The sequence below is a fragment of the Corynebacterium fournieri genome, assembly GCF_030408775.1.
GTDB classification, from domain to species: Bacteria; Actinomycetota; Actinomycetes; order Mycobacteriales; family Mycobacteriaceae; genus Corynebacterium; species Corynebacterium fournieri.
Window position 1 is genome coordinate 168,389 of record NZ_CP047210.1, and the last position, 26,873, is coordinate 195,261.

The 26,873-nt window shown below is 67.1% G+C and carries 25 protein-coding genes and 1 tRNA gene; 15 read left to right on the forward strand and 11 right to left on the reverse strand.

Annotated elements, in window-relative coordinates; translation table 11 throughout:
* Genes CFOUR_RS00710 through CFOUR_RS00725 form a run of 4 tightly spaced genes read right to left on the reverse strand, consistent with a single transcriptional unit; the run spans window position 1 to window position 5,341 of the window.
* Entirely contained in the window at window positions 1-438 is a 438-nt protein-coding gene (locus CFOUR_RS00710; RefSeq protein ID WP_085956952.1) for a monovalent cation/H+ antiporter subunit E, read from the reverse strand.
* Window positions 438-1,970, reverse strand: coding sequence for a monovalent cation/H+ antiporter subunit D family protein (locus CFOUR_RS00715; protein WP_085956951.1), 1,533 nt, complete (start codon window positions 1,968-1,970; stop codon window positions 438-440). Before CFOUR_RS00715 ends, CFOUR_RS00710 begins: the two co-directional genes overlap by 1 nt.
* On the reverse strand, window positions 1,970-2,431 hold the full coding sequence (locus CFOUR_RS00720; RefSeq protein WP_085956950.1) for a sodium:proton antiporter: 462 nt from the start codon (window positions 2,429-2,431) through the stop codon (window positions 1,970-1,972). The genes CFOUR_RS00715 and CFOUR_RS00720 overlap by 1 nt, the downstream gene beginning before the upstream one ends.
* Before the next feature lie 3 nt (window positions 2,432-2,434).
* Window positions 2,435-5,341 carry a DUF4040 family protein gene (locus CFOUR_RS00725; RefSeq protein ID WP_290179620.1) on the reverse strand — a complete coding sequence of 969 codons (2,907 nt, stop codon included), beginning with the start codon at window positions 5,339-5,341 and terminating at the stop codon, window positions 2,435-2,437.
* Window positions 5,342-5,559: 218 nt separating this feature from the next.
* Between CFOUR_RS00725 and CFOUR_RS00730 the strand changes: the two genes are divergently transcribed.
* Together CFOUR_RS00730 and CFOUR_RS00735 are read left to right on the forward strand one after the other, a co-directional pair.
* Window positions 5,560-6,879 carry a hypothetical protein gene (locus CFOUR_RS00730; RefSeq protein ID WP_230471751.1) on the forward strand — a complete coding sequence of 440 codons (1,320 nt, stop codon included), beginning with the start codon at window positions 5,560-5,562 and terminating at the stop codon, window positions 6,877-6,879.
* 363 nt (window positions 6,880-7,242) lie between these two features.
* Entirely contained in the window at window positions 7,243-10,473 is a 3,231-nt protein-coding gene (locus CFOUR_RS00735) for an alkaline phosphatase (protein ID WP_085956948.1), read from the forward strand.
* Window positions 10,474-10,559: 86 nt separating this feature from the next.
* Here CFOUR_RS00735 and CFOUR_RS00740 read toward each other — a convergent pair whose 3' ends face one another.
* The 3 genes from CFOUR_RS00740 to CFOUR_RS00750 all read right to left on the reverse strand — a co-directional run bounded on the left by CFOUR_RS00740 (window position 10,560) and on the right by CFOUR_RS00750 (window position 12,555).
* Window positions 10,560-11,354, reverse strand: a complete 795-nt coding sequence (locus CFOUR_RS00740; RefSeq protein WP_085956947.1) for a hypothetical protein — start codon at window positions 11,352-11,354, stop codon at window positions 10,560-10,562.
* 129 nt (window positions 11,355-11,483) lie between these two features.
* Window positions 11,484-11,560 (reverse strand) — tRNA-Pro (locus tag CFOUR_RS00745).
* Window positions 11,561-11,661: 101 nt separating this feature from the next.
* Window positions 11,662-12,555: a metallophosphoesterase gene (locus CFOUR_RS00750; RefSeq protein WP_085956946.1), complete on the reverse strand. Its 894-nt coding sequence runs from the start codon at window positions 12,553-12,555 to the stop codon at window positions 11,662-11,664.
* Window positions 12,556-12,606: 51 nt separating this feature from the next.
* Between CFOUR_RS00750 and CFOUR_RS00755 the strand changes: the two genes are divergently transcribed.
* A complete protein-coding gene (locus tag CFOUR_RS00755) occupies window positions 12,607-13,056 on the forward strand; it encodes a GatB/YqeY domain-containing protein (RefSeq protein ID WP_085956945.1) in 450 nt (149 codons plus the stop codon).
* Here the strand turns inward: CFOUR_RS00755 and CFOUR_RS00760 are convergent.
* Window positions 13,053-15,470 carry a transglycosylase domain-containing protein gene (locus tag CFOUR_RS00760; protein ID WP_085956944.1) on the reverse strand — a complete coding sequence of 806 codons (2,418 nt, stop codon included), beginning with the start codon at window positions 15,468-15,470 and terminating at the stop codon, window positions 13,053-13,055. The two genes, CFOUR_RS00755 and CFOUR_RS00760, sit on opposite strands and share 4 nt — an antisense overlap.
* 179 nt (window positions 15,471-15,649) lie before the next feature.
* Between CFOUR_RS00760 and CFOUR_RS00765 the strand changes: the two genes are divergently transcribed.
* From CFOUR_RS00765 to CFOUR_RS00780, 4 genes are read left to right on the forward strand one after another with little or no spacing between them, the layout of a single operon-like run.
* A complete protein-coding gene (locus tag CFOUR_RS00765) occupies window positions 15,650-16,009 on the forward strand; it encodes a WhiB family transcriptional regulator (protein ID WP_085956943.1) in 360 nt (119 codons plus the stop codon).
* Window positions 16,010-16,024: 15 nt separating this feature from the next.
* A complete protein-coding gene (sp36, locus tag CFOUR_RS00770; RefSeq protein WP_143338959.1) occupies window positions 16,025-16,180 on the forward strand; it encodes a Sp36 family protein in 156 nt (51 codons plus the stop codon).
* A complete protein-coding gene (locus CFOUR_RS00775; protein ID WP_085956942.1) occupies window positions 16,181-16,636 on the forward strand; it encodes a RidA family protein in 456 nt (151 codons plus the stop codon).
* A gap of 40 nt (window positions 16,637-16,676) precedes the next feature.
* Window positions 16,677-17,489 (forward strand): MBL fold metallo-hydrolase, encoded by an 813-nt coding sequence (locus CFOUR_RS00780; RefSeq protein ID WP_085956941.1) that lies wholly within the window; start codon window positions 16,677-16,679, stop codon window positions 17,487-17,489.
* Window positions 17,490-17,580: 91 nt separating this feature from the next.
* On the opposite strand, the gene glxR is transcribed toward CFOUR_RS00780, so the two are convergent.
* Window positions 17,581-18,264, reverse strand: a complete 684-nt coding sequence (gene glxR, locus CFOUR_RS00785) for a CRP-like cAMP-activated global transcriptional regulator GlxR (protein ID WP_085956940.1) — start codon at window positions 18,262-18,264, stop codon at window positions 17,581-17,583.
* A gap of 263 nt (window positions 18,265-18,527) precedes the next feature.
* Between glxR and nth the strand changes: the two genes are divergently transcribed.
* The 4 genes from nth to CFOUR_RS00805 are packed head-to-tail and all read left to right on the forward strand — an operon-like array spanning window position 18,528 to window position 21,728.
* Complete coding sequence (gene nth / locus CFOUR_RS00790) at window positions 18,528-19,301, forward strand: endonuclease III (RefSeq protein WP_085958356.1); 774 nt, start codon at window positions 18,528-18,530, stop codon at window positions 19,299-19,301.
* Window positions 19,298-19,831 (forward strand): TlpA family protein disulfide reductase, encoded by a 534-nt coding sequence (locus tag CFOUR_RS00795; RefSeq protein ID WP_085956939.1) that lies wholly within the window; start codon window positions 19,298-19,300, stop codon window positions 19,829-19,831. The genes nth and CFOUR_RS00795 overlap by 4 nt, the downstream gene beginning before the upstream one ends.
* Window positions 19,832-20,530, forward strand: coding sequence for an NUDIX hydrolase (locus CFOUR_RS00800; protein ID WP_085956938.1), 699 nt, complete (start codon window positions 19,832-19,834; stop codon window positions 20,528-20,530).
* A 10-nt stretch (window positions 20,531-20,540) separates the two neighbouring features.
* Window positions 20,541-21,728 (forward strand): MarP family serine protease, encoded by a 1,188-nt coding sequence (locus CFOUR_RS00805; protein WP_085956937.1) that lies wholly within the window; start codon window positions 20,541-20,543, stop codon window positions 21,726-21,728.
* On the opposite strand, the gene CFOUR_RS00810 is transcribed toward CFOUR_RS00805, so the two are convergent.
* Window positions 21,718-22,275: a phage holin family protein gene (locus CFOUR_RS00810; protein ID WP_085956936.1), complete on the reverse strand. Its 558-nt coding sequence runs from the start codon at window positions 22,273-22,275 to the stop codon at window positions 21,718-21,720. The genes CFOUR_RS00805 and CFOUR_RS00810 overlap by 11 nt on opposite strands.
* A gap of 110 nt (window positions 22,276-22,385) precedes the next feature.
* Window positions 22,386-23,213 (reverse strand): HAD family hydrolase, encoded by an 828-nt coding sequence (locus tag CFOUR_RS00815; protein ID WP_085956935.1) that lies wholly within the window; start codon window positions 23,211-23,213, stop codon window positions 22,386-22,388.
* A gap of 178 nt (window positions 23,214-23,391) precedes the next feature.
* Here CFOUR_RS00815 and ssd point away from each other — a divergent pair, with 178 nt between their 5' ends.
* From ssd to CFOUR_RS00835, 4 genes are read left to right on the forward strand one after another with little or no spacing between them, the layout of a single operon-like run.
* Window positions 23,392-24,405 carry a septum site-determining protein Ssd gene (gene ssd / locus CFOUR_RS00820; protein ID WP_290179632.1) on the forward strand — a complete coding sequence of 338 codons (1,014 nt, stop codon included), beginning with the start codon at window positions 23,392-23,394 and terminating at the stop codon, window positions 24,403-24,405.
* On the forward strand, window positions 24,406-25,527 hold the full coding sequence (locus CFOUR_RS00825) for a TadA family conjugal transfer-associated ATPase (protein WP_290179633.1): 1,122 nt from the start codon (window positions 24,406-24,408) through the stop codon (window positions 25,525-25,527).
* Window positions 25,524-26,270, forward strand: a complete 747-nt coding sequence (locus CFOUR_RS00830; protein WP_290179635.1) for a type II secretion system F family protein — start codon at window positions 25,524-25,526, stop codon at window positions 26,268-26,270. The genes CFOUR_RS00825 and CFOUR_RS00830 overlap by 4 nt, the downstream gene beginning before the upstream one ends.
* A complete protein-coding gene (locus CFOUR_RS00835) occupies window positions 26,267-26,821 on the forward strand; it encodes a type II secretion system F family protein (RefSeq protein WP_085956934.1) in 555 nt (184 codons plus the stop codon). The genes CFOUR_RS00830 and CFOUR_RS00835 overlap by 4 nt, the downstream gene beginning before the upstream one ends.
* Window positions 26,822-26,873 lie beyond the last annotated feature (52 nt).

Consider the following 26,873-nt stretch of genomic DNA (forward strand, 5'->3'; position numbering starts at 1 on the left):
CTACACCATCCTTTCTGCGGGAGGGACGTTATCGCTGTCGGTGTCGGGGCCGTGGTCGACGTAGGGCTCCCACGCCACGGTCGCCGGGTCGAGGGGGCGGTTGCGCAGCGACGGCCGCAGGTGCTCCTCCATATCCGCTAAGCCGGCGATGACGTCTTCCGGGTCGTGGCCGAACGCCGCCTGCACGAGCAGGGTCATCGGCCCGTCGGAGGCGACGGGGTGGCGCAGACCCATGGACAACGTGCCCGGGGTGGCGGTGATGGAGGTGGAAAACCAGAACACGTCCCAGTCCGTGTTCACCCGCAGCGGGTAGTAGATGACGATGGGCTCGAACGTGGTGGCCGGGTTGAACGCGGCGGCGACTGCTTGGAAGCCGGCCACGAAGATCTCTTTGGCAATCCAGGCGGCGTATCCCACGCCGTGCAAGAAGCCTTGCATTAGTTCTCCCCTCCGAAGGTTGCGCCGTCGGCGGGGACGCCGACGGCGTCCTCACCGAGCACGGCGGTGGTGTAGGCGTCCACGTCGAGCAGGTCGTCGACGGCGGTGGTGGTGATGTTCCACATCTGGCCGGCGAAGATGAACATGCACAGCGAGATGATCATCAGCACCGCGGACGGCAGCATGAACCCGACGCGCACGTTGAGCGCTTCGGGGTAGTTCTGCATGGGCCGGCCCCAGAACACGCGCTGCCACATGCGCATCATGGACAGCAGCGCGCCGAAGGAGGCGACGATGATGGCGGTAATTGCCACCCAGGAGCGCCAGTCGCCGGCGGTGGCGGCGGCCAGCACGACGGTGACCTTGCCAAAGATGCCGGAAAACGGCGGGAAGCCCACGATGGAAAACGCGCCAGCGACGAACACGGCGGACGTCCACGGGTCGCGTCGGGCGATGCCGGACAGCTTGGCCATGGTGCCGGTGCCGTAGGTCTCTTCGATCGCGCCGGAGTTGAGCACCAGAGCGGCGATGGTGATCATGTGGTGCAGGGTGTACAGCAGGCCCGCGGCCAGCGCGTAGCGGGCGTCGTCCTGCGTGAACGCGAGCATGATCAGGATGAACGGCATGCCATTGACCATCTGATAGGCCAGCACGCGGCGCATGGTCGCCTCGGCCAGGCCGGCGTAGCCGCCGATGATCATGGAGATGACCATGACCACGATCAGCAGCGTGTTCCAGCGCGGGTCCATGTCGAACATGATCACCCAGATGCGGAAGAGCATGTAGACGGCCACCTTGGTGTGCAGGCCGGAAAACAGGCCCATCACGGCCGCTGAGGTGGACGGGTAGGTGCGCGGCAGCCAGGTGTAGACGGGGAACACGCCCGCCTTGGCGGCGATGGCGATGACCACGATGCCGGTGGCCACCGTGGCCGGACCGTTGCCGGCGGCCACGCCCTGCAGGGAGGCCAGGTTCACAGCGCCGGTGACGGCGTAGAGGTAGCCCACGCCGAGCACGAGCATCGTCGACGCCGCCAGGTTCACCAGCACGAACATGCGCGCGGACAGCAGGCGGTGGCGGGTACCCGTCATGGCGATCAGGCCGTAGGAAGGCAGCAGGCAGACCTCGATCATGACAAAGAAGTTGAACAGGTCCGCCGTCAGCAGCGCGCCGGAGACGCCGGTGACGAGCACGAGCGAGAGCGGTACGTAGAACCGCGACTGCGTCTCGCCGACGGCGATGGCGAACCAGTTGGAGGTCAGCGAGACGATCATGGTGGTCACGATCATCACCGCCGAGAACGTGTCGGCGGCGAAGGAGATGCCCACGCCGCCCTGGTACAGGCCGATGACGTGGCTGATGGTGCCGTGGTCGTGGGTGTAGCCGTAGAGCCACACACCCAGACCTAAGTTGATGGCGGGGACGACGAGCGCGAGCGCGTCGTTGAGCCACTTCCAGGGGCTCAACGCCGTGACCGCGGAGACGATCAGGGGCAGCGCCACAAAGACGGGCAGGATTGCGTCTACAGCCATTAGTCGGTCACCTTCAGGCTTTCGTTGTCAACGTGGTCGATCTCGCGTGCGCGGATCTCCTCCAGCTTCTTCGTGTTCAACCGGGCGTTGCGGCCGGCGGTGGACAGCGCGGACGGGCTGAGCCTCATCTTGGAGTAGCCGGCGTCGGTGCCCGTGGGCAGCTCCGCGGTGTCGTCGTTGCGGCCGAGCGAGGAGAGCATGAGCAGGATCGTCGTGGTGGCCATCGCGATGACGATGGCGGTGAGCACGAACGCCTGGGGCAGGGGGTCGCCCATGTCCTCGAACGCCACGCGGGAGGGGAAGGCCTCGCCGCGCCACGCGCCGACGCCGCCGGCGAGCAGGGTGAGGTTGGTGGCGTGGCCGAACAGGGACATGCCGAAGACCACGCGCACCATGCCGCGCTGCAAAACCAGGTACACGGATCCCGCGACAAGGACCGCGATGGTAAGTGCCATGACCATGGGTTAGAGCTCCTTCGTGATGACCGGTTGCGGGTCGTGCGCCGGGTTGATCGGCTCGGGGTGCGCGTCTACGGCGTTTTCCGGGCGCTCCGGCTCGGGGATAGACGGCAGCGGGTTGTCCTCGTCGCGCGCGTAATCCAAATCCGACAGGTCCATGCCGGGGCGCAGGTAGCCGCCGAGCGCGTTGATCGCGGCGGTGACCATGCCCAGCACGGCGAGGTAGATGCCGAAGTCGAAGATGAGGGAGGTAGTCAGGTGCTCGCCCGCGATCTCGCCGTGGATGGCGTACATGAACCCGCCTTCGACGAAGCCGAGGAAGCCCGAGGAGATCGCGATGATGATGCCCCAGCCGGTCAGACGGATCGGGGTGAAGTTTTTCACCACGTCCGCATCCGCGCCGCGAGAGAGGTAGTTGATGGCGAACGCGGTGGCCATGACCAGTGCCGCGACGAAGCCGCCGCCGGGGGCGGTGTGGCCGCGGAAGAAGATGAGCACGGACAGCACCACCAGCACCGGCGCCACCAGCGCGGCGGCCTTGCGCAGCGGGATGGAGTTGAGCTGGGACTGGCCGAACGGGCGCGGGCGGGTGCCGGCCTCGAACATGTGTCGTGGCATGGAGCTGACCACCGCGGCGATGACCACGGCGGCCATACCGAGCACGGACAGCTCGCCCAAGGTATCGAAGCCACGGAACTCCACGATGATCACGGCGACGATGTTGTCGGCGCCGGTGAGCTCGCCGCCCTCATTGAGGTACCACTCGGCAAGCTCCGAGCGGTCGCGGCGGCCGGTCAGGCCGTAGACGCCGAAGAAGGTGACCACACCTGCGGCGATTGCGAACACGGAGGCAAGAGCTTTGCGACGCGGCTTCGTCTCCGGGAACATGCGCGGCTGGTAGCGCAGCACCACCAGGATGACCACCACGGTCAGCGCCTCCACCAGGAACTGGGTCAGCGCCACGTCCGGGGCGCCGAGCATGAGCATCTGCAGGGTCATGCCCACGCCGACGGTGCCCAGCAGCACCGCGGAGGCCAACCGGGAGCGGGTGAAGACCATGCCCAGCACCGACATCGCGATGATGGCGAACGGGATGAGGTCCCACCACACGTCAAGGCCCTCGGCGCGCGGGGCCGGGGTGACACCGTCGATGCCGTCGGTCAGCACCAGCACGCTCAAGCCCATGCCCACCACGGAGGCGAGCAGGGGGAACAGGTGGCGCGACGGGTTGAAGCCGTCCGCCAGGGAGCCGAGTTGCTTGCCCATGTCCGACAGGCCGCGGGTGATCCACGCCAGCACCTCGGGGCCGTCGGCGGGCAGCAGCGCCTTGTTTTCCACCGCGGCGAAGACGGACTTGCGGAAGAACAGCACGAAGACAACGCCGGCCACCAGCACCGCAAGGGAGACGAGGAACGGCGCGGTCACGCCGTGCCACAGGGCGAGGTGGGTGCCGAAGGCGGCGTCGTCAGTAATGGCGCGCACGCCCGCGGAGACCGGGTTGTCCACCCAGAACAGGACGAACGGCAGCACCGCGGAGCTGAAGCCCGGAAGCGCTGCGGGCAGCCACAGGGCGGTCGGGGCTTCGTGGACGTCGGGGAGGTCCTTCGGTCCGTCGATAAACGCGCCGAAGACGATCTTCGCCGAGTAGACGAAGGTGAGGAACGCGGCGATGCCAGCCACTGTAAGCAGCAGGGCGCCGTACTGCGTCTCGTGGAACGCGTCCAGGATGGATTCCTTGGACACGAAGCCGAACAGTGGTGGGATCGCGGCCATTGAGGCCGCGGCGACGATGGTGGAGACGAACGTGAACGGCATCTTGTCGTAGATGGGGCCAAGCCGGCGCATGTCGCGCGTGCCGGCCTCGTGGTCCACCACGCCGATGAGCATGAACAGCGAGGATTTAAACAGCGCGTGCGCCAGCGTGTGCGTCAGCGCCGCGGCCAGCGCGATGGGGGTGCCCACGCCGATGGCGGCGACGATCCAGCCCAGGTGCGAGACCGTGGAGTACGCGGTGAGGTGCTTCAAGTCCGTCTTTGTAATGGCGAACAGCGCCGACATCAGCGCCGTGAACAGGCCGGTGACCACCAGCAGGTAGTTCCAGGCGGCGACGTCGTGGAAGATGGTGGAAAAGCGCAGCAGCAGGTACACGCCGGCCTTGACCACGGCGGCGGCGTGCAGGAACGCGGAGACCGGGGTGGCGGCCGCCATGGCTTCCGGCAGCCAGAAGTGGAACGGGAACTGCGCGGCCTTGGTAAAGGCGGAAAACGCAATCAGCAGCGCGACCACGACGGTGATGCGGTTGTCGCCCCACACGTCGGAAGCGAGGATGTCCTGCAGGCGCGTGGTGCCGGTCTGCGCGGACGCCACAGCCAAGCCAGCCAACAGCGTCAGGCCGCCGAAGAAGGTGAGGATCAGGGTGCGGTAGGACCCAGCCTCGCCGGAGGAGCCGGAACGCGCGATGAGCAGGAACGACGCGATGGAGACGAGCTCCCAGGCGATGAATAGCAGTACTGCGTCGTCGGCAAGCACCAGCAGCAGCACGGACAGCGTAAAGGCCGTCATGATGGTGTAGAAGCTGGTGTTGCCCTGTTTTGCGGGCAGATACGCCGCGGAATAGAGGAACACCACGCCGCCGATGACGAGTGCGAGCAGGGCGAAGAAGATGCCGAGCCCGTCCGCGCGCAACGCGAAGTCCACGGACGTGCCCGTGCCCATCACGTCGTGCGCCCATTCCACGGACCACTCCAGGTCCGTGCCGCGGGAAACGTCGGTGAATTTCGAGCCCAGCACAGCCGCGGCGGCGAACAGTAACGCCGCGAGCGGGTACCCGGCCTTCTTGTCTATGGCGCGTACGAGCAGCGGGGAGAGCACCACCGTTGCTGCGACGAGCCCGATGACAAGGGGAAGAGTCATGGTGAACCCTTTTCAATGCATGATTTTGGCAAGAACCCTTACGACAGTATCAAGCTCACGGGCCTGACGATAACGACGCGCAAACCCCGTATTCGCGCTGGCGGTGCGCCTCCCGCAGCACGGCGCGCGCGGGTGCTAAGAACAGTCCCATGAAATCGGGCAACGGTTGGCGGTTAGTGTGTGCGGGTCTTGCGCTGGTTGTCGGGGCGTTTTTACCGATGAATCCGGCGGACACGTGGGCGAACGCAGGCCGTGACGCTGAGGTCTCCGGCGCCCCGCAGGTGGGCCCGGACAATTTGGGGGATGCGCGCCGCGCCGCCGGCGAGGCCGGGCAGCAGGCGAAGGTGCTCAAGGAGGGCGCGGGGCAGCTCGCCGCCGGCATCGGGGATGCGCAGGGGCAAACGCAGCAGCTTATCGACGCCCTCACAGCCGCCCAGACCGGCTCCCAGCAGCTCTCCGACGGGATGGTCCAGCTCCAGGCGGGCACCGGCCAACTTGGGGCGGGGGCGACGCAGCTGGCGGATTCCATCGGCGAGGTAGTGGGCCAGGTCTCCGGGTTTGAGGCGGTGCGCGGCCAGGTGGTCGGCGCGATCGACCGTTCCCTGGAGGAGCTCAAGGGTGCGAAGGACCCGGAGGCGGTCAAGGCCCGCGAGTCGCTGAAAGACCTGCGGGCCCAGGCTGAGACCGCCCAGCTGCCGCCGGACGTGGTGGCGAAGATGAACCAGTTGCGTGACGGCTCCCGCGACCTGGCCAACCAACTCGCTGTACCGGGCTACGGCTACCACGACGGTATATATACAGCCACCAACGGCTCGGCCGAGCTGGCCGCGGGCTTGCGTGAGCTGCAGGCGCAGACCGGGCAGGCCACCGGTGGCATCGATGAGCTGGTTGCCGGCGTGGAAAAGATCAACCAGCTTGCGGGCATGAACGCCGACAAGGTTGGCGCCGTTCGCGCGGCCCTGCCGGTGCCGGCGGCCGCGCCGGGTGCTGCCGGGGCTGAGCCAGCCGGCCCGACCCTTGCGCCGGTGGCGGCGATGCTGCTCGCGGCGATGGCCGTGCTCGGCGGTACCGCGCTGGCGGGGGCGTCGTGGTTTGCGTCCCGCGGACGCTGGTGGATCCTCGGAGCCGGTTCCGTAGTCATCGCCGCCGCGGGCACCATCCTGGCCGGGGTGATCGGATCCGGGTTTGGTGTGCAGGAATACGGGGTTGCCTTCGCAGGCCTGCTGGCGGGCACCCTCGCCAGCGCGGGACTGGCATCCATGTTAGGTAGATTGCTCGGCGCTGGGGGCGGTCTTGGCGCGGCCGGCGTGCTTGCCTTGGTGCAGACCGGACTCGTCGGCTGGGTGTGGCGCACCGCGACCACCGCGCAGGTCGATGCTGTGTGGGTGGCGTTGTCGCAGGCAGCTCCGATGCACTGGGTATCGACTGCGGTGTCCGCGGCGGGCAACGGCGGCGACTACAGCGGCGTCGTCTCGGCGGTGCTGCTGTCCGCCCTGCTTGCGGTGGCGGGCCTGGTTGGGGCACGGGGGCGTCGTTAAGCAAACGCTTAGGTAGACAGCTGTTTTCCCAATCTCTAAAATGTGATGTTAACTGTCACCTCTCTGTTGGAACGTGGTGACATCCGCGCTAGCCCGCGCGAAGAAAGACGGCCTCCGGAGCGATCCGGGGGCCGTTTTTTGCATTGAAGGTCCGGTTGCTGGGGGAGTAGTTAAACCCCTTGTGATGAAAAAGCGCCGCTAGTTGAACACCGATTTCACTTACCTGCAACACATATAGGGCCCGGGAGCTGCGATGATGCGGGCGTAACCTGAAATTAACCTGAATGTAGCCTCCTGTACGCAACCTGGGAGTAGCTTGCGCCGTGGTTACAAAAACCGTCCCTCTTACCTCAAGGAATTCTTATGCGTTTCTCCTCCAAGGCAGTGGCAGCTGTCGTCAGCGTCTCCGCGCTGGCACTGGCGAACCTGCCGGTTTCTCTCGCTCAGTCCGCGGAGCAGGCGTTCAACGGCAAGGACACCTGCATCACCATTGATTCCGAAGGCAACGTCGTCGCGCCGCAGCCGGGCGACTGCACCCAGTTTGGCAAGGGTGGCCAGGGCAACTCCGATGCCCAGGCCCGTAACGTCATCTTCATCCTGGGCGACGGCATGGGCCACCAGGAGATCACCGCGGCGCGCAACTACCTCAAGGGCGCGAACGGCCGCTTCGAGGGCCTCGACGAGCTCACCGCGTCCGGCGCGTACACCACCTTCGCAATCGGTGAGGACGGCAAGCGTCAGTACGTTACCGACTCCGCCGCGTCCGCAACGGGCTGGTCCACCGGCGGAAAGACCTACAACGGCGCGCTGTCCGTGGACATCACAGGCAAGCCTCACGAGAACCTCCTGGAGATGGCCAAGAACGCCGGCATGCGCACCGGCAACGTCTCCACTGCGGAGATCCAGGACGCCACCCCGGGCGCGATGCACTCCCACATCTCCAAGCGTGGCTACTACGCGCCGTCCGGCGACGCGAAGCCGGTCAAGGGCGCTGAAGCTCGCGAAAACGGCGGTCTCGGCTCCATCTCCGAGCAGATCATCGATACCCGCGCCGACGTCACTCTGGGCGGCGGCCGCAAGTACTTCGACGCCGAGGTGCTTGAGGGCGGCGAGAACCGCAACCCGTTCCTGACCGAGAAGAACGACGGCGGCGCCGACTGGGAGGCCGGCAAGTCCGTCCGTGAGAACGCGATTGCCAAGGGCTACCAGGTTGTCGACGACAAGCAGGGCCTCGAGGGCATCACCGTCGCGAACCAGGACCAGCCGGTGCTCGGTCTGTTCCACGACAAAAACATGACCCGCAAGTTTGAGCAGACCGTGCCGGTGAAGTCCGATGGCACCACCGAGCCCGAGGTCTGCAAGGAAGCGGATCGCGGCGACGAGCCGTCCGCAGCTGAAATGACGAAGAAGGCCATCGAGCTTCTCGACGACCCGTCGGCGGACAAGGGCTTCTTCCTGCAGGTCGAATCCGCATCCATCGACAAGGCGGACCACGCGGCCGACGCCTGCGGAATGATCGGCGAGACCGATCAGATCGACGAAGTGATCAAGGAAGCCCTGGACTTTGCCAAGAAGGACAAGGACACCCTGATCGTGGTCACCGCCGACCACGCGCACACCGCCGAGATCATTCCGGACGGCCGCCCGTCTGTGTCCGCCGTGACCCGCCTGCAGTCCCCGAAGGACGGCGGTGCGGTCATGTCCGTCGGTTTCGGCACCCAGCCGTGGCTGGATGAGGAGGGCAACCCGGTTTTTGACAAGAAGGCCAACGGCGACCCGTTCGACACTCCGGACTTCTCCATGATGCACACCGGCACCCAGGTGCGCATCGCAGGCTTCGGCCCGGGTTCCGAGAATGTCAACGGCCAGCTCGATCAGACCGACGCCTTCTACGTCATGGCGAACGCGCTCGGACTCAACGGCGGCACCGACGGTGGCCAGAAGCCGTGGAAGATCAATAAGGACAACAAGGTCGTATCCCTGGCCAACCGCTCCAAGGCGAAGCCGGGCGATCAGCTGTGCTACCTCGTCGCCGCCGGCGAAGCTCCGAAGGTGGGCGACTGCGCCCAGTTTGGCAAGGACGGCCAGGGCATCGACAACGCCAAGGCGAAGAACGTCGTGGTCCTGATCGGCGACGGCACCGGCGACTCCGAGATCACCGCAGCCCGCAACTACCTGAAGGGCTCCGCTGGCCGCTTCGAGGGCCTGGACAACCTGGACTACACCGGGTACCTGACCACTTTCTCCCTGGATAAGGAGACCGGCCTGCCAAACTACGTGGCAGACTCCGCCGCCACCGGCACCGCGTGGAACTCCGGCGTGAAGTCGTACAACGGCGCCATCGGTGTGGACAACGCCGGTAAGCCGGTCGCCACCATGGGTGAGCTGGCCAAGGCCCGCGGGATGAAGATCGGTAACGTCTCCACCGCCGAGATCCAGGACGCCACCCCGGCTGCCTTCGCCGCGCACGCGCTCGACCGCTCCTACTACGCACCGTCCGGCGACAAGAAGGTGGCCAAGGGCGAGCAGCTGCGTGAAAACGGCGGCTTGGGCTCCATCTCGGAGCAGATCGTGGACCTGCGTGCCGACGTCACCCTCGGCGGCGGCCGCAAGTACTTCGACACCGAGGTCGTTCAGGGCGGCAAGTGGAACGCCAGCGGCAACACCTGGTCCGCCGGCAAGTCGGTGTTGGACAACGCGAAGGACAACGGCTACCAGGTGGTGACCAACGCGTCCGAGCTCGAGGCCATCGCCGAGGCGAACGCCGACAAGCCGGTGCTGGGCCTGTTCTCCGAGGGCAACATGCCGCGCGTGCTCAACCAGTCCATCCCGACGACCGACGGTGGCGACCTGCAGCCGGCGACCTGTGTGGCCAACCCGGAGTTCACCGAGGAGACCCCGCGACTGGGCGCGATGACCTCCAAGGCACTCGAGCTGCTGCAGAACGACAACGGCTTCTTGCTCCAGGTCGAGTCCGCGTCCCCGGACAAGGCCGACCACCAGGCGGACGCCTGCGGCCTGATCGGTGAGGTCGGCCAGCTGGACGAGGCGGTCCAGGCTGTGCAGAAGTGGGTCGAGGAGACCGGCGAGGAGACCCTCATCGTCGCCACCGCCGATCACGCCCACACCGCACAGATCACCTACGACAACGCCAACACCGCCGGCCGCGTGACCCAGCTGACCACGGTGGACGGCTCCACCATGGCGGTCAACTTCGCCACCTCCAAGACAAACGAGGATGAGGACGCCCTTGGCGGCCAGCAGCACACCGGCGCGCAGCTGCGCGTCGCGGCGTCCGGCCCGGGTGCGGCGAACGTGACCGGCCAGATCGACCAGACTGACCTGTTCTTCCTGGTCAACAATGCCCTCGGCATCGAGAGCATCAACCACGGTCTTACCTTCGACACCACGATGACGCCGGTTGAGGCTCAGCCGGAGGGCGACTCCGAGGGCTCTGCGCAGGGCTCCTCGATCACCAGCCCGTTGCTGATCGCGGTGCTGTCCATCTCGGGCATCATCGGCCTGCTATCGCTCATCGCGCTGCTCTTCCCGTTCCCGGTCGATGAGGTGCTCGGCCCGATCGCGAAGCGCTAGACGCCTCCCGCCTATCGACGCCACGTCCCGCCCACCCCGTAATGCTCAGGGGTGGGCGGGATATGTCGTTGACGCGACTGTAGGGACTACATGCGCGGCATGTTCATGCCGGGCACGTTGATGCCTAGCATCGGCAACGCCGCCACGATGCCAGCCAGCGCCAACAGGGCAGCGATCACGCCGCCGACGATGGCGGCGACATTCGGGGTGTCCTTCATGTCGCCCTTATCAGACGAGCCCTTGTCGCCCGGCTTCATGCCGTCCTTGTCACCCGGCTTGGTCTTATCCAGCGCGATGGGGGCGGTGGGGAAGTCCAGCTCCTTCACGTCGCCGCTGGCGCAGGAAGCGGCGGCCGCGGCGTTAGCTACGTCGATAAGCTGCTGGTTCATGAAGAGCATGCCGCTGGGGGTGGCGGACCATGCCTCGTAGAGTTCGGAGCCCTCGGTGAACGGGGTCTCAGCCATCGGCATGGTGGAGGGGCCGACCTTCCACGCGTCCACGTCGACGTCCTCGAGGGTGGTGTCGGTGGTCGGTTCGGTCTCGTCGAGCATCCGCATTGCATCGGTGTACGGCTTGACCAGATCGGCCGGCAGGATCTTGGAGTAGTCCGGCATTTCGCCCTTGAGGTCGCGCTCGTTGGCCTCCATCACGCCCGGGTAGACGGTCTCTACAGCGGCCGCGAAGTCGCGTGCGCGCTCGTGCTCGCCAATCTTCTTGGACATGTCGAAGGTGTCCATCGCGAACTCCTTCTCCACATCGGTGAGCGTGACAGCGCAGTTGCCGTCCTGGTCCTTGGCGCCGAGCGTTGCCGCGTGCGCCGGGACAGCGACGGTGCCGAGTGCGATTGCGCATGCTGCGGCGCTGGTGATGATTCGTTTCATGTAAGCCTCCTCAAAGGTGCGGTTGTGTACTCGATTGGGTACAGGGGCCAGTGTGGCGGAGGCGATGTTGCGAGAGCGTTAACGCGTATTGCGGGCAAAAGAAAACCCGCCTCGAAGGCGGGTTTGTGGTGGTCGGGATAACAGGATTTGAACCTGCGACCTCTTCGTCCCGAACGAAGCGCGCTACCAAGCTGCGCCATATCCCGATTGTATCTCAGGCGGTTGCCCGCGGTACTCGAAACACAATACCCCCGGGTTCCCAGTTGGCCAAAACGGCTGCTCACGGGGCTGAAAGCCGGTAGAGGGGCTAGTCGCGCTCAACCACCCGGATCAGCGTCGCTGACGGCGGGCAGAACAACCGCACCGGCGCGTACTTGGACTGGCCCAGGCCGTTGGACACCTCCATCCACATCCGGCCGTACTGGTGCAGGCCGGAAGCGCGGGGGCGGTCGATATCGGCGTTGGTGACAATTGCGCGGCCGCCGGGGAGGCAAATCTGCCCGCCGTGCGTGTGGCCGGCCAGCGCCAGCTGGTAGCCGTCGGCCTCGAACGCGTCGAGCACCCGCCGGTAGGGGGCGTGCAGCAGGCCGATGGACAAGTCGGCGTCCCGGTTCGGCGCCCCGGCGACCTCGTCGTAGCGGTCCAGATCGTGGTGCGGGTCGTCCACCCCGGCCAGCGCCAGCCTGACGCCGGACGCCTTGAACTCCAGGCGCTGGTGGGTGGCGTCGCGCCAGCCCCGTTCGATGAACGCGGCGCGCATGCCCTCCCACGGCAGGTCGTCGTAAGACGGCTCGCGCTTGCCGCCCACCAGGTACTTCAGCGGGTTGACCGGGCGCGGCGCCCAGTAGTCGTTGGTGCCGAAGACAAATGCGCCCGGGCGGTTCAACAGCGGCCCCAGTGCGTCGAGCACCCACGGCACACCCGCCTTGTCGGACAGGTTGTCGCCGGTGTTGACCACCAGGTCCGGCTCGAGGGCGTTCAGGCTGGAGACGAACAACACCTTCTTGCGCTGGCCCGGGATCATGTGCAGGTCAGAAACGTGCAGCAGGCGGAACTCCTCGCGCCCCTGCAACACGCCCGGCGCAAGCAGCGGCAGGGTGTATTCGCGCAGCTCGAAATTGTTTCGCTCCGCATACCCCCAGGCGGCCGCGGAGGCCCCCGCTGTCAGGCCAAGTGCTCCGATTCGCGTCAACTTCTTCACCCGCACCACTGTAACCGCTCCCTACGAGGCGACCGCTGTAGTCTCGCAACCATGAGTGCATTGAAAGATCAGATTCGCGCAGACCTCAAAGAATCCATGAAGGCGAAGGAAAAGGAGCGCACCGGCACCATCCGCATGCTGCTGGCCGCCATCCAGACCGCTGAGACCGAAGGCTCCAAGCACGAGGTGGATGACGCGGAGATCCAGAAGATCATCGCCCGCGAGATTAAAAAGCGCCGCGAGTCCGCGGAGATCTACAAGACCAACGGCCGCGACGACCTCGCGGAGACTGAGCTGGGCGAGGCCGCCATCCTCGAGACGTACCAGCCCAAGCAGCTCACGGACGACGAGCTTGCCTCGCTTGTCGACGAAGCTGTCGCTGAGACCGGCGCCGAGTCCATGGCCCAGATGGGCCAGGTCATGAAGGCCGCGACCGCCAAGGCGGAGGGCCGCGCCGACGGCAAGCGCATCTCCGAAGCCGTCAAGGCCCGGCTGGGCTAATTGCTGCCGAAGGCGTCGGCGATCGCATCGCGGGCGTCGTTAAGCGATTGCTCGATGCCGCCGAGGTCAATTGGCGCGGCGGGGCTCGGCGCGGGCGGTGCGGTCGGCGAGGTGGGGGCGCCGGTCGCGGTCGGTGGTGCGGAGGGGCTGGTGCTGGGGGCGCCGCCGGTGCCGTCGGAGACATTGAGGGTGACCGCGGCGTTTGGGCCGTCTTGGACGGCGGACACGACCGTGCCTGCAGGCGCGCCGTTGCCGAAGACAGTGTTTAGTGTCACGGCGTAGCCCTGCGCCTCAAGCTGCGACTTCGCTGCTGCGGAGTACTGTCCCACTACCGCGTCTAACGCCGCGCGCTTCGTGCCGCGCTCGTGGATCGGGCTGGTCGGCGGAAGGCCGCCCGCCGCGGCACCCGGGATGCCGGCGGCCGCCTGGAACCACGTATCTGCGGCCTCGTTGCCGCCGAACAGCGTGCCCTCCTGGCACTGGCGCACCGGAGCGGTGCACAGCGGCGTGGATTGCACGCCGTCGTTGTAAATGTACGGCGCTGCAGACATGCCCCGGGTGAAGCCGAGGAAGGCGGTGGACTGGTGGGACTCCGTCGTGCCCGTCTTCGCCGCCGTGGGCGCGGACCAGCCGTTGTTGCGGGCAGAGGCGGAGGCGGTGCCGTTGACAATGTCCTTGGACATGCCTTGGGCGAGGGTGCCGGCGATTTCCGGTGCGACGGCCTGCTCGCAGGCGGGGCGGTTGATAAAGACCTGCTTGCCGTTTTCGTCGAGCACCTCCTTGATCGGGTTCGGCTCGCACCAGCGGCCGCCCGAGGCCAGGGTCGCGCCCACATTGGACAGCTCCAAGGCGTTGACGGCCAACGGGCCGAGGGTGAACGCGCCCATGTTCTCGTCCTTCGCTGCTTGAACGATGGAGCGGCCGTCGCCGAAGGAGTTCTCGTCGGCGTAGGAACGCAGCCCCAGCCGCACCGCAGTGTCCACCACCGGTGCCACGCCGGTCTTTTGGATCAGCTCGATGAACGTGGTGTTGGGCGACTGCGCCAGCGCGTCCTGCAGCGTCATGCGCGGCGCGTAGGTGCCGGCGTTTTCCACGCAGTACGCGCCGGGCGGGCAATTCGCGGCGCCGCCGTCGCCCATGCCGTAGACCACCGAGCGGGCCGGGGTCTCCAACATGGTGTTCAGTCCGTAGCCCTGCTCCAGTGCGGCGGCCGCGGTAAAGATCTTGAATACCGAGCCTGCGCCCGCGCCGACCAGGGAGGCGGGCTGCGGCAGGATGGTCTGGCTCTGATCCAGATCCAAGCCGTAAAAGCGGGAAGACGCCATGGCCAAAATGTCGCGGGATTCGGTGCCGGGGCGGATGACATCCATTACCTCAGCCACGCCCGGGGTGTACGGGCTGACGTTGCGGCGCACCGCGTTGTTGGCGGTCTCCTGCACGGCAGGGTCCAAGGTGGTGGTGATGGTGTAGGAGCCGTTGAGGATCGTCTCCGTGTCCAGGCCCTTATCTTCCAGGTAACGCAGCGCGTAATCGCACATGAAGCCCTTGTCGCCGGCGGTGATGCACCCTTGCGGCAGCGTCTTCGGCTGTTCCAGGATGCCCAGCGGGGTGCCGGCGAGGCGGTCGGCCTCCGCCTGGTCCAAGTAGCCCTCGGCGGCCATGTTGTTGAGCACGACGTTGCGTCGGCTCGTGGCGCCTTCCGGGTTGGTGTAAGGGTTGAGTGCCTCCACGGACTGGAGGATGCCCACCAGCAGCGCCGCTTGCGCCGGGTTGAGGTCGCGGGCGGGGACGTCAAAGTACGTCAGCGCCGCCGCCTCGATGCCGAAGGCGTGGTTGCCAAAGGAGACGAGGTTGAGATACCGGGTGAGAATCTCGTCCTTTTCCAGCGTTTTGTCCAGATCCGAGGCCATGCGCATCTCTCGCAGCTTGCGCGGGATGGACTGCTCGGTGGCGGCGTTGGCCTCGTCTTTGTTTTCCGCCTCGATGAGCCAGAGGTAGTTCTTCACGTACTGCTGGTTGATGGTGGACGCACCCTGCTGCACGCCACCTGCGAGCACGTTGGTCACCATCGCGCGGGCAAAGCCCTGCATGTCCACGCCTTCGTGCTGGTAGAAGCGGCGGTCCTCGGTGGCCACCAGGGCGTCTTTGGCGAACTGGGAGATGCCGTCGCTGGGCACCTCGTAGCGGCGCTGCTTGAAAAGCCACGCCATGGGGTCGCCGTTGGCGTCGTTGATCGTGGTCACGCCCGGCACGTTGCCGTGTGTGAGGTCGGACAGGTTGGACTGCATCGTTTCGTCGGTGCGCGCGATCGCGGCACCGCCTAAGCCTGCGACGGGAGCGAGGCACAGGGTGATGGCCAGTGCTGTCGCGAGAAGGGCGACCAGCAGGCTTCCTAGGGATTTCAGTGCGGACACGCCAATACCTTAAATGACGCGGCCCGTGCGAGGGAATAGAAAAGACCCCCCAAAATTGTGACCCATTCGACAGAAATCTTTTCTGTGTGATTACATTTACATGGAACCGCAGATATGTGGTGCAGTGAATAAACCGCGCCGAGGGCACGGCGCGGGCGAACCGGAAAAGGAGCACGGAAATGACCACGGCATTGGGCAACGCCGCGCAGCGCAACGGACAACGAACCACGTCCCGTAAGTGCGATGCATCCGGTCACCTCGTGTTTGACCGGGAGGATTGGGTCACCCACGCACAGTGCCGGGGTACGGACCCGGACGCACTGTTCGTTCGCGGCGCAGAGCAGCGCAAGGCGGCCGCCATCTGCCGCGCCTGCCCGGTACTCACCGAGTGTCGCGCGGACGCGCTGGACAACAAGGTTGAGTTCGGCGTCTGGGGCGGGCTGACGGAGCGTCAGCGCCGTGCGGTGCTGCGCAAGAACCCGCACGTGACGGATTGGGCGGAGCACCTGTCTGCCGGCGGCGAAGTTGTCGGCCTGTAGGTAATCTTGGGCGCCATGACGAAATGGGAGTACGCAACGGTTCCGTTGCTCACGCATGCCACCAAGCAGATTCTGGATACCTGGGGCGAGGACGGCTGGGAGCTGGTCTCTGTCATTCCGGGCCCGACCCAGGACAACGTTGTCGCTTACATGAAGCGGGAGGCCGAGTAAATGTGGTCTGAGCGTTTGAAGGAACTGGGCATCGAGCTGCCCGCTGTCGCCGCACCCGTGGCGGCCTACGTGCCTGCCGTGCAGGCCGGAAACCAGGTGTGGACGTCCGGTCAGCTGCCATTTGTGGACGGCAAGCTGCCGGCCACCGGCAAGGTCGGCGCGGAGGTTTCCGAGAAGGATGCCTACGACTACGCCCGGCAGGCGGCGCTCAACGCCATCGCGGCGGTGGATGCGCTCGTGGGCATCGACAGCGTGGCCCGCGTGCTCAAGATCGTCGGCTTCGTCGCCTCGGACCCGACGTTTACCGGCCAGCCGGCCGTGATCAACGGCGCCTCCGAGCTGATGCAGGAAGTCTTCGGCGAGGCCGGTGCACACGCCCGCTCCGCAGTGGGCGTGGCCGCACTGCCGATGGACACGCCGGTGGAGGTCGAGCTCGTCGTCGAGCTGAAGGGTTAGAACACCAAAACACAGCTGTTAAGCGGGTACGCTGGGACACATGCAACATCCCGCTTACAGCCAACTGCGCCCTGTGACCGCCAACGCCGCGGTGGTCCTGGCGCCGAACCCCAGCTACGCGGCGCTCGAGGGGACCAACTCCTGGGTGATCAAGGGGGAGGGGGACCAGCGAAGCATCGTCGTTGATCCGGGCCCGGAGGACGAGGGCCACCTCAATGTTCTCCAGGCGAAGGCGGGAGACGTTGCGCTGATTCTGCTCACGCACCGTCACCACGACCACGCGGATGGCGCGGAGCGCTTCCGCCAGCTCACCGGTGCTCCGGTGCGCTCGTTCGCGCCGCAGTACAGCCACGGCGCTGAGCCGCTTGCCGACGGCGAGGTGATCGCCGTCGACGGCATCACCCCGCGCCTGAAGGTTGTGGCTACCCCGGGCCACACCAGCGACTCGGTGTGCTTCTTTGTTTACCCGGGGGACCCGGACTCCACGCAGCTGGAGGGCATCATCACCGGCGACACTATCGCTGGCCGCCACACCACCATGATCTCCGAGACGGATGGCGACTTGGGTGCGTACCTGGACTCTCTGGAGATGCTGGAGGAGCAAGGCAAGGACATCCCGCTGCTGCCGGGCCACGGCCCGGAGGGGCAGGACCTGTCCGCTTACGCGCGCAAGTACATCGACCGCCGCAACCAGCGCCTGGACCAGATCCGTGAGGCGATGAAGGTCCACGGCGAGAACGTGGACATTAACACCCTCGTGGACGCGATCTACGACGATGTCGATCCCGTGCTCCGCGGCGCTGCCGAGCAGTCCACCCGTGTGGCGCTGCGCTACCTGAACGCCAAGCCTTAACCCGCTACCTGCGCAAACGACGGCGCCCCGGCTTTTCCCTCCTGGGAAGGCCGGGGCGCCGCCGTTGAAAGGGCGTTGAAAGGAGCCGGACTTAGCGCGCGCGGCGGGCGAGGTGCTCGGTGTCCACGATGAGCACGCTCTTGCCCTCCAGGCGGATCCAACCGCGGTGGGCGAAGGTGGCCAGCGCCTTGTTCACCGTCTCGCGGGAAGCGCCGACGAGCTGGGCGATTTCTTCCTGCGTCAGGTCGTGGTTGACGCGCAGCGCGCCGCCTTCGTGGGTGCCAAAGCGGTTGGCCAGCTGCAACAGGGTCTTGGCCACGCGGCCGGGCACATCGGTGAAGATGAGGTCTGCAAGGGAGGCGTTGGTGCGGCGCAGGCGGCGGGCCAGCACGCGCAGGAGCTGTTGGGAGATTTCCGGGTGGGAGTCGATCCAGGTGCGCAGCATGGTGGAGTCCATGGTGGCGCAGGTGACTTCGGTGACGCAGACGGCGGAGGAGGTGCGCGGGCCCGGGTCGAAGATGGACAGCTCGCCGAACATGTCGGACGGCCCCATCACGGACAGCAGGTTCTCGCGGCCGTCGGGGGCGTGGCGAGCGAGCTTAATTTTGCCCTCGACGATAATGTAGAGGCGGTCGCCCGGCTCGCCTTCGTCGAAGATGGTGGTGCCCTTGGGGAAGGTCACCGTGTCCATCTCGTTGATCAGTGCGGCGACGGCTTCGGGGTCCACCCCCTGAAAGATGCCGGCGCGGGCGAGCGTGTCCTGTACGCCTTCCATGAGTCCTCCTTGGTTTGGACGGCCAGGGGGCAGTGGTTGCAGTCACTTTCGGGTAACTTTTTTGCAGCCGTCACAGTGCTCCCCGAACTTTACCACCAACATGGTTGGTGGGCAGGTGGTTGGGGAAGTTGGTTTTAATCCACCACTTTGGACTCGAGCCGCTCCATCGCCAGCGGGAATGCGCCCAGCACCAGCGGAACCAACAGCACGAGAATCAGATTCATAAGTGTCATTCTACGGTAGCCACAACTACCATGGCCGTTATGCCGTCCACCACCCCGAGAAAGCACCGTCGCCCTGGTTCCCATCCGGCGGCGCGGGGTGCAGAGACAGACATCGGCCGCACCAGGCGCGCCCGCCGCATCAACCGCACGTTGGCGCAGACCTTCCCTCACGCCCACGCTGAGCTAGATTTTTCTAATCCGTTGGAGTTGTTGGTGGCGACAGTGCTTTCAGCGCAGACCACGGACGCGCGCGTCAACATGGTCACGCCCGCGCTGTTTGCGGCCTATCCCACCGCGCACGCCTACGCCGAGGCGAACCAGGCAGAGGTGGAAGAGATCATCCGCTCCACCGGCTTTTTCCGCTCGAAGGCGAAGAACTTGATTGGCCTGGGCCAGAAGTTGGTGTCGGACTTCGGTGGTGAGGTGCCGACGAAGCTGGAGGACTTGGTCACCTTGCCGGGGGTGGGCCGAAAGACGGCGCACGTGGTGCGCGGCAACGCCTTCGACATGCCGGGGTTGACGGTGGATACCCACTTCCAGCGCCTGGTCAAGCGGCTGATGCTCACGGAAGCGACGGACCCGGTCAAGATCGAGCACGCGATCGCCGAGCTGATCGAGCGCCGCGAGTGGACGATGTTTTCCCACCGCATCATCTTCCAAGGCCGCCGCATCTGCCACGCCCGCAAACCCGCCTGCGGGGTCTGCCCGATTGCGTACGACTGCCCGAGCTTCGGCGCCGGCCCGATCGAGCCGGAGGCGGCCGCGGACCTTGTCACCGGCCCCGAGCGCGAGCACATTTTGGGGATGGCATGAAACGTACGGTGTGGCTGAGCGCGGTGGTCATCGTCGTGGTCACCGCCCTTGTGGCCTTAGGCGCGCGCAGTTTGCTTGTCGACGATCAACCTTCGGAGGAACCTGTGGCCGTCGATAAGCACATGCCCGAACGTCCCGACTGCCCGGCGGCGCTGGACCTGCCGTGCCTCGGTGGGGAGGTGGCCGGCCAGGCCAAGGACGTCACCGTGGTCAACGTGTGGGCCTGGTGGTGCCAGCCGTGCCGCGCCGAGTTGCCTGCGGTGGACGAGTTCGCCCGCACCCACCCGGAGTACTCCGTGGTGGGCGTGCACGCCGACGGCAACGCCGCCAACGGAGCGGCCCTGCTGGAGGACCTGGGGGTGGGCCTGCCCAGCTACCAGGACGACTCCGGCGCGTTCGCCGCGGTGCAGGGCCTGCCGCCTGTGGTGCCGGTGACGGTCGTGCTGCGCGGCGGACAACAAGTGGCGGTGTTCGCGCGCGAGTTCACCTCCGCCGCCGAGCTGGCCGACGCGGTGGCAGGGGTGCTGTAAATGGACGTGCCGCTCAGACCCGACCGGGCGCCGGTGTGGCTCAACACCCTGCTCGACGGCATAGCTAACGGCGGCGGCGCCATCCCCCGGAAGCTGCTTTCCCCGCGCGTGGTGCAGCGCGACGGCGAGGACCAGGCCGCGGTGCTCATCCTCTTCGCCGGCGACCCGCGGGCGACGCAGCTGCCCGATAACGCGCGGGTGCTGATCACGCACCGCACCCCGCGCATGCGCAGCCACTCGGGCCAGATGGCCTTTCCCGGCGGGCACATCGACCCCGGCGACGGCGGGCCCATAGGCGCTGCGTTGCGCGAGGCGGAGGAGGAGACGGGGTTGGACCCGGACCGGGTGATTCCGCTGGCGGTGCTGGACGCGGCGACTGTTGGCGGCAGCAACCGGCGCGTGCGGCCTGTCGTGGCCTTTAGCCCGGAGCCCGGCGAGGTGTACCCGGCCAGCGAGGAAGAGACTGACGCGGTGTTTTTCGTCCCCGTGCGCGAGTTGGTGGACCCGGTCAACCGCGCGATGCTGGGAATTCAAGAGTGGTCGGGCCCGGCGTTTTGGGCAGGCAAATACCTGGTGTGGGGGTTTACAGGGGTGCTGCTGGCGGTGGTGCTGCAGCTGGGCGGCTGGGTGCTGCCGTGGGACGAAAAGCCGGGCGACTTGCGGGCTGCGCTGGCGCGTTCTGCCAACCGCGAGCGGTAACATCTGCGGAATGTACCTGGCTATCGACGTCCTGCTCGTGCTCGCCGTCGTCGCTGCCTTCATCAGCGGTTGGCGCCAGGGGGCTCTTTCGGCGGTGGTCTCCGCCGTCGGCGTCGTCGCAGGTCTGGTTGTCGGACTCGCGCTTGCGCCGTTTGCGCTGGAGGTCGCGGACTCGCAGACCGTCCGCATCGTACTGCTGGTCGCGCTGATCGTGCTGTTTGTCGGTGTGGGCAACCTTGTCGGCATCACGGTCGGCGGCAACCTGCGAGGGCGCATGCGCTCGAAGGGGCGCCGGGTCGTGGATTCGGTGCTCGGCGCGGCGTTCCAGTCCGTGGCCGTGGCGGCGGTGCTGTGGTTTATCTCCATCCCGCTCGCGGCCTCGGTGCCGGGCTCACTCGGCGACGGCATCCGCTCGTCCCGCGTGTTCAGCTCCATCAACGCCGCAGCTCCCGCCAGCGCGTCGAAACTGCCCGCAAAGCTGGCGGCGCTTCTCGACGAGTCGGGGCTGCCGCCTCTGGTCTCACCGTTCGAGTCGCCGCGCGGCGCTAATGTGGCGGCGCCGGACGACGGTGTGGTGGAACCGGAGGTCGTCGAGAAGCTGCGCCCGAGCGTCGTGCACGTGATGGGGGACGCAGAAAGCTGCCGCCGCCGCCTGATGGGCTCGGGCTTCGTCATCGAGGACGGCTACGTGCTCACCAATGCGCACGTGGTGGCCGGCACGGAACGGGTGGCGCTGGACACCGTGGTAGGGGTCAAACCCGCGCAGGTGGTGCTCTACGACCCCGACACCGACATCGCGGTGCTGCGCGCCGAAGATCTGGGGCTGCCGGCGCTGCGCTGGGCCGAAGACGAGCTCGCGATGGGCGACGACGCCGTGGTGATGGGGCACCCGAAGTCCGGGCCGTTTCAGGCCGCGCCGGTGCGCATCCGCGGCAAGCTGGAAATCGCCGGTCCGGACATCTACACCACCGGCCGCGTGGAGCGCGAGGCGTACACGATCCGCGGCAACATCCGCCAAGGCAACTCCGGCGGGCCGCTGCTCACCCCGGAAGGCGAGGCCGCCGGCATGATCTTCGGCGCGTCCCTGGACACCTCAGAAACGGGATACGCGCTGACTGCACATCAAGTGCAGCAGCGCGTAGGGGATGTGCGGAGCCTGACTCGCCCCGCGGATACGCAAGCGTGCGTTAGCGGTTAACCGCGGTGGAGCCGGTGCGCGGCAGGGAAGAACCGGTGCCGGAGGAGGTGTACAGGCCAGCCTCGTCCTTGGCCAGGTTCTTCTGCGCCTGACCCGGCTTGAGGTTCTTCAGTTCGTTGACGGACTCGATGGTCTTCTCCGGCGCCTTGATCTTCTTGATCTTCTTGAAGCCGATGAAGGCGAGCAGGCCAGCCAGGGCAATCATGATCAAAAAGACGATCAGGAACGCCCAGCCGCGGTGCATCCAGGAAGCGAGCATCTCTGCGAACGCGAAGAAGAGGAAGAAGGTGGAGTACAGCGCGATCACGCCGGCGACTGCGAACAGCCCGCCGCCCATCGCGCCCTTCTTCACCTCGCCGACGACCTCGGCCTTGGCCAGCTCGATCTCGCCGCGTACCAGGGTGGAGACCTGCTGGGACGCGTTGGAAATCAGGGTGCCGATAGAGTCGTTGCCCGGCTGCGTGGCGTAGGTGTCGCGCAGCGGAATGGAATCCACCTTGGCGTTCACGGCGGTGGAGCCGCTGGTGTAGAGGCCTTCGTTGCTCACTGTTTTCTCACCTTCCTGGGTGGCTTTTGCACGGCACCCGGGAAGGTGCCTGGAAATTCTTCACACGATGTTAGCCATGTATGGGGCCATTTGCCCGAATCGGGGTAAAACTACGCCGAGTGGCGTTTGTCGTCCTTGCCCGAATCTTTGCCGCCCACGGCGCGCGCGATGAGCACGCCGGCCACCGCAAGCGCCGTCACACCTGCGATCACGCCGGCGCCGATGCCCACCTCGCGCGCGTTGGGCATCTGGATCAGCGGCTCTGGGTTTTTGAAGGTGCGGGCCTGCCAGCCGTTTGCCAGCGCGTGTTTTTTCAGCGCCCGGTCGGGGTTGACCGCCACCGGGTTGCCCACCAGCTCCAGCATGGGGATGTCGGTGGCGGAGTCCGAGTAGGCGAAGCTGGCGTCCAGGGCGTAGCCGTGTTCGGCAGCGAACTGGCGCACCGCCTCCGCCTTCGCCTCGCCCTTGAGGTAGCGGGTGATCTCGCCTGTGAGCTTGCCGTTTTCAACTGCCATCTCGGTTGCGACGACGGTGTCTACGCCCAGCTCCGCGGCGATGGGCTCCACCAGGATCTTGGCGGACGCGGAGATGATGATGACGCGGTGGCCTTTGGTCCTGTGGTCGCGAATAAGCTCGCGCGCCTCCGCGTAAATGGCGGGGGCGACGACCTCGCGCAAGGTCTCGCGCGTGATGCGCTGAATGTCTTCGACCTTCCAGCCGGCGACCATCTGCGCGAGCGCGTCGCGGGTGGAGTCCATTTTTTCGCTGGACTGTCCCACCAGCATGTACTGCGCCTTGCTCAGGTAGAGCTCCCAGGCTTCCTGGCGGGTGATCATGCCGTTGTGGAGGAACTCTTTGCCGAAGGCGAACGCGGACGACGTCGCGATGATCGTCTTATCCAGGTCGAAAAACGCCGCCACCGGTCTGTTTGAAGGCATGGTTCGCAGTGTAGCGGCCGAACCCTACGGGCGCGTAGCTCTCGGCTGTGAAACCAGTGTGACGGTTGTGGCGACTTATTCACAAGAAAAATGTTGAGGCATAAACAAACTGGGTGGGTTATCCACAGAAAAATTTTCAGCCGTTGTTTCAGGGGATGCGCGGTTGCACGCTACCGGCATGCACCACACGAACACAGGCCCCATCGTCGTCGCCGTCGGCGAACCGGCACTGCACTCCGAAGCCATCCACATCGCCGCCGCCACCGGCCGCTCCGTCATCGACGCCGCCGACGACGCCCAACTCACCCGCCACGCCGCCAAAGCGCATGCCGTGCTTATCGACGACCTCCGGGCCCCCGCCCTCGGCACCACCCGCGTACCGAACGTGTTCACCGTCGCAGCCGACACCGCAACGGGTGCTTTGCGCGAGGACGTCTTCGCCCTGCCCGCTCAGGCCGCCGACCTGCTGCGCGGCATCGGCGCGCTCACGCTCGCCGGCGCACCGGGCGCGGTTGACGGCCGCGTGATTGCGGTGCTGGGCGCCTGCGGCGGGGCGGGGGCGTCACTCCTGGCCGGGGCGGTGTGCCGGACAGCGGGCGAGGCCACGCTGGTGGACGCCCACCGCTATTCCGGAGGGCTGGACCTGCTGTTAGGGGTGGAGGACGTCCCCGGCGCGCGCTGGGGCGAGATCGACTTTTCCTCCTCGGGCACGGTCTCGCGCGCTGAGCTGCGCGGGGCGCTGCCCGCCACCGACGACGGCATAGCGCTGCTGACCTTCCCGCGCACCAAGGTCGCCGACCCGTACCAGCTGTCCCTGGACGAGCTCAACGCGGTGGTCTCCGCCGCGGGCACGGAGGGTCTCACCGTGGTCGACGCGCCGCTTGCGCTGCTGCCGGACCGCTGCGACTTAGCGGTGATCGTGCTGCGCCCGGAGCTGCGCGCCGCGGCGGCGGCAGCCCGGATGGTCGCCGAATGCAACGCCGCCGGTGTCGCCACTGCGCTGGTGCTGCGGCGCGGCGCGTGGGCGTCGTTGGAGCCGGGGCAGGTGGAAGAGACCGCAAAGTCGGCTGTGGTGGCGCAGGTGCAGGAGGTGCGCGGGCTGACCAAGCAGGTGGACCAGTCCGGGTTGCCGGTGCGGCTGCCGCGCACGCTGACCCGCGCCGCCGAGGCTGTTTTGGGGGAGGCGGCCTAGATGGACGACATCCTCGCCCGCGTGAAACGCCGCTTGGCCGACGAACCTGCGCAGCCCGACCCGGCGCGTGTGGCCGCCATCATCCGCGAAGAGGCGGTGGTGATCAGCGACATCGGGGTGCTCGACATCATGCGCAAGCTTCGCGACGACACCACAGGCGCCGGCCCCTTAGAGTCCATCCTGGCGGATCCGGCCGTGACCGACATTTGCGTCAACGGGGCGCACGAAGTCTACGTCGACACCGGGCAGGGGCTGGCTCGCTCGCCGCTGACCTTCGATTCGGAAGCTGCCGTGCGCCGCTTGGCCACCCGACTGGCCGTAAGTTGTGGGCGGCGGCTAGACGACGCGCAACCGTTCTGCGACGGCCACGTCACCCGCGACGACGGCACCCTGCTGCGCTTCCACGCCGTGCTCGCGCCCACCTCGCAGGCGGGCACCTGCATTTCCCTGCGGGTGCTGCGCACCGCCTCGGCCACGTTGGGCGACTTGGTGGCCCGCGGAACGCTGGACGAGGAGCGCGCAGAGGTGCTGCGGCGGATCGTGGCCACGCGAAAGGCCTTCGTGGTCGTCGGCGGGACCGGCTCCGGCAAGACCACGTTGCTGTCTGCGCTGCTGGCGGAGGTGGAACCGGCAGAGCGCATCCTCGCCATCGAGGACACCTTGGAGCTGACCCCGGACCACCCGCACGTGGTGAACTTGACCAGCCGCGGCGCCAACGCCGAGGGCGCGGGGGCGATCACGATCGCGGACCTGGTGCGCCAGTCGCTGCGCATGCGCCCAGACCGCATCGTCGTCGGTGAGATCCGCGGCGGGGAGGTCGTCGACCTGCTCGCCGCGCTCAACACCGGCCACGACGGCGGCGCCGGGACCTTGCACGCCAACTCCATCGAGGAAGTGCCCGCCCGCTTCGAAGCGCTCGCCGCGCTGGGCGGGCTCGACCGCGCCGGGCTGCACGCCCAGCTCGCCGCCGCGATCGACGTGGTGCTGGTGGTCAAACGCCGCGCAGACGGCACCCGCTACCTCCAGCAGATCGGCGTGCTTGAAGGCGAGCCGGTGCGCGCCCGCGTGGTGTGGGACGCGCAGCGCGGAGCGCTCGACGGCTACGAGGAGCTGGCCCGATGATCGCCGCGATGCTCATCGCCGCCGCCGTAGCGGTGGCCGCGCCAGCCCCCGCCGGGCGGATGGCCGGGCGTAACCGCAAGCGCGCGCCCCAACTCATCCCCGCGACGGTGCTTTTGACTGCCGTGGGCGCGGTGGTGTTCGGGCGGGTCAGCCTCGTGGTGGCTGCGGGGCTGGCTGGGGCGACGGGCATACACGTCCTGCGCGCCCGCCGCGCCGCGGGGGCCGAGCGGCGCCGCAGCGCGGCCGCCGCGACCTACCTGGGCGCGGTGTCGACCAATCTGGAGGCGGGGGCCACGATGCCGGAAGCGCTGGCGCGTGCGGTGCACAGCGTGGGGGAGGGGCAGCTGCACCGGGAGGCCACGCGCATCTCCCACCAGGCCCGCACTGGGGCGCGGCTGGAAACGCAGGTGCCGGAACTTGAGCGCCTCGGCGCGCTGTGGGCGCTGTCCGTTGCCCGCGGTGTGCCGCTGGCGCACCTTGTGGCCGCGCTGCGCGACGACATCGACCACGCCAACCGCCACCGCGACGCCACCCGCGCAGCGCTCGCCGGGCCGCGGACCACAGCCGCGGTGCTGGCCGCGCTGCCTGTCGCCGGTGTGCTCATGGGCACCGCGATGGGGGCGTCGCCGCTGGCGTTTCTCACCGGTGGCGGGCTCGGCGGGGTGCTGCTGGTGGTGGGAACGGCGCTTGTGTGCGCGGGTGTGGTGGTCTCGCGCCGAATCGTCGAAGGAGCAGCAGCATGATCGGGCTTTTCCCCGCCGTGTTGGTCGCGGCCGCGCTCGTCGTCGCCCCGGCCGGGCCCGCTGGACGCGTCGGCGGCGGCACTGACCCGAAGGCTCCGCGCGACGGCCCGTTTGCGGCCGACCCGGAGCGCTGCGCAGCAGACATCGAGCTGTTCGCGGCATGCGTCTCAGCGGGCCTGCCGGCCGCCACCGCGGCCGCTGCGGTCGCGGACACCCACGCCGGTGTGCGCAGTCCGTGGCACACCGTGGCCTCGCTGACGGCGCTGGGCGTTGAACCCCAGCGCGCCTGGGCCGAACTGCGCCACCTGCCTGGTGGCGAGGACTTGGCCGGGCTTGTGACCCTTTCCGCCACCTCCGGGACCTCGCTCGCACAAGGCTGCGGCCGCATCGCTGCCCAGCTGCGTGCCGGCGCAGAAGACCGGGCCAAAGCCAAAGCGGAACGCGCGGGCGTGCTCATCGCCATTCCGCTGACCGCCTTTTTCCTGCCGGCGTTTTTCGTCCTCGGGCTCGCGCCCGCGGTGATCAGCCTCGGCGCCACACTGATCAAATAGAAGGAGTTTTCCCATGCACCACCTCAATTCTGCACTCACCTCTGTCTACCTC

Coding starts and splice junctions, on each gene's coding strand:
- CFOUR_RS00740 (WP_085956947.1), bottom strand. CDS start 11,354: ATGAAACGAATCATCACCAGCGCCGCAGCATGCGCAATCGCACTCGGC.
- CFOUR_RS00730 (WP_230471751.1), top strand. CDS start 5,560: ATGAATCCGGCGGACACGTGGGCGAACGCAGGCCGTGACGCTGAGGTC.
- CFOUR_RS00715 (WP_085956951.1), bottom strand. CDS start 1,970: ATGGCTGTAGACGCAATCCTGCCCGTCTTTGTGGCGCTGCCCCTGATC.
- CFOUR_RS00835 (WP_085956934.1), top strand. CDS start 26,267: ATGATCGGGCTTTTCCCCGCCGTGTTGGTCGCGGCCGCGCTCGTCGTC.
- CFOUR_RS00830 (WP_290179635.1), top strand. CDS start 25,524: ATGATCGCCGCGATGCTCATCGCCGCCGCCGTAGCGGTGGCCGCGCCA.
- nth (WP_085958356.1), top strand. CDS start 18,528: ATGCCGTCCACCACCCCGAGAAAGCACCGTCGCCCTGGTTCCCATCCG.
- CFOUR_RS00775 (WP_085956942.1), top strand. CDS start 16,181: ATGTGGTCTGAGCGTTTGAAGGAACTGGGCATCGAGCTGCCCGCTGTC.
- sp36 (WP_143338959.1), top strand. CDS start 16,025: ATGACGAAATGGGAGTACGCAACGGTTCCGTTGCTCACGCATGCCACC.
- CFOUR_RS00720 (WP_085956950.1), bottom strand. CDS start 2,431: ATGGTCATGGCACTTACCATCGCGGTCCTTGTCGCGGGATCCGTGTAC.
- ssd (WP_290179632.1), top strand. CDS start 23,392: ATGCACCACACGAACACAGGCCCCATCGTCGTCGCCGTCGGCGAACCG.
- CFOUR_RS00795 (WP_085956939.1), top strand. CDS start 19,298: ATGAAACGTACGGTGTGGCTGAGCGCGGTGGTCATCGTCGTGGTCACC.
- CFOUR_RS00780 (WP_085956941.1), top strand. CDS start 16,677: ATGCAACATCCCGCTTACAGCCAACTGCGCCCTGTGACCGCCAACGCC.
- CFOUR_RS00725 (WP_290179620.1), bottom strand. CDS start 5,341: ATGACTCTTCCCCTTGTCATCGGGCTCGTCGCAGCAACGGTGGTGCTC.
- glxR (WP_085956940.1), bottom strand. CDS start 18,264: ATGGAAGGCGTACAGGACACGCTCGCCCGCGCCGGCATCTTTCAGGGG.
- CFOUR_RS00710 (WP_085956952.1), bottom strand. CDS start 438: ATGCAAGGCTTCTTGCACGGCGTGGGATACGCCGCCTGGATTGCCAAA.
- CFOUR_RS00765 (WP_085956943.1), top strand. CDS start 15,650: ATGACCACGGCATTGGGCAACGCCGCGCAGCGCAACGGACAACGAACC.
- CFOUR_RS00825 (WP_290179633.1), top strand. CDS start 24,406: ATGGACGACATCCTCGCCCGCGTGAAACGCCGCTTGGCCGACGAACCT.
- CFOUR_RS00815 (WP_085956935.1), bottom strand. CDS start 23,213: ATGCCTTCAAACAGACCGGTGGCGGCGTTTTTCGACCTGGATAAGACG.
- CFOUR_RS00800 (WP_085956938.1), top strand. CDS start 19,832: ATGGACGTGCCGCTCAGACCCGACCGGGCGCCGGTGTGGCTCAACACC.
- CFOUR_RS00805 (WP_085956937.1), top strand. CDS start 20,541: ATGTACCTGGCTATCGACGTCCTGCTCGTGCTCGCCGTCGTCGCTGCC.
- CFOUR_RS00735 (WP_085956948.1), top strand. CDS start 7,243: ATGCGTTTCTCCTCCAAGGCAGTGGCAGCTGTCGTCAGCGTCTCCGCG.
- CFOUR_RS00755 (WP_085956945.1), top strand. CDS start 12,607: ATGAGTGCATTGAAAGATCAGATTCGCGCAGACCTCAAAGAATCCATG.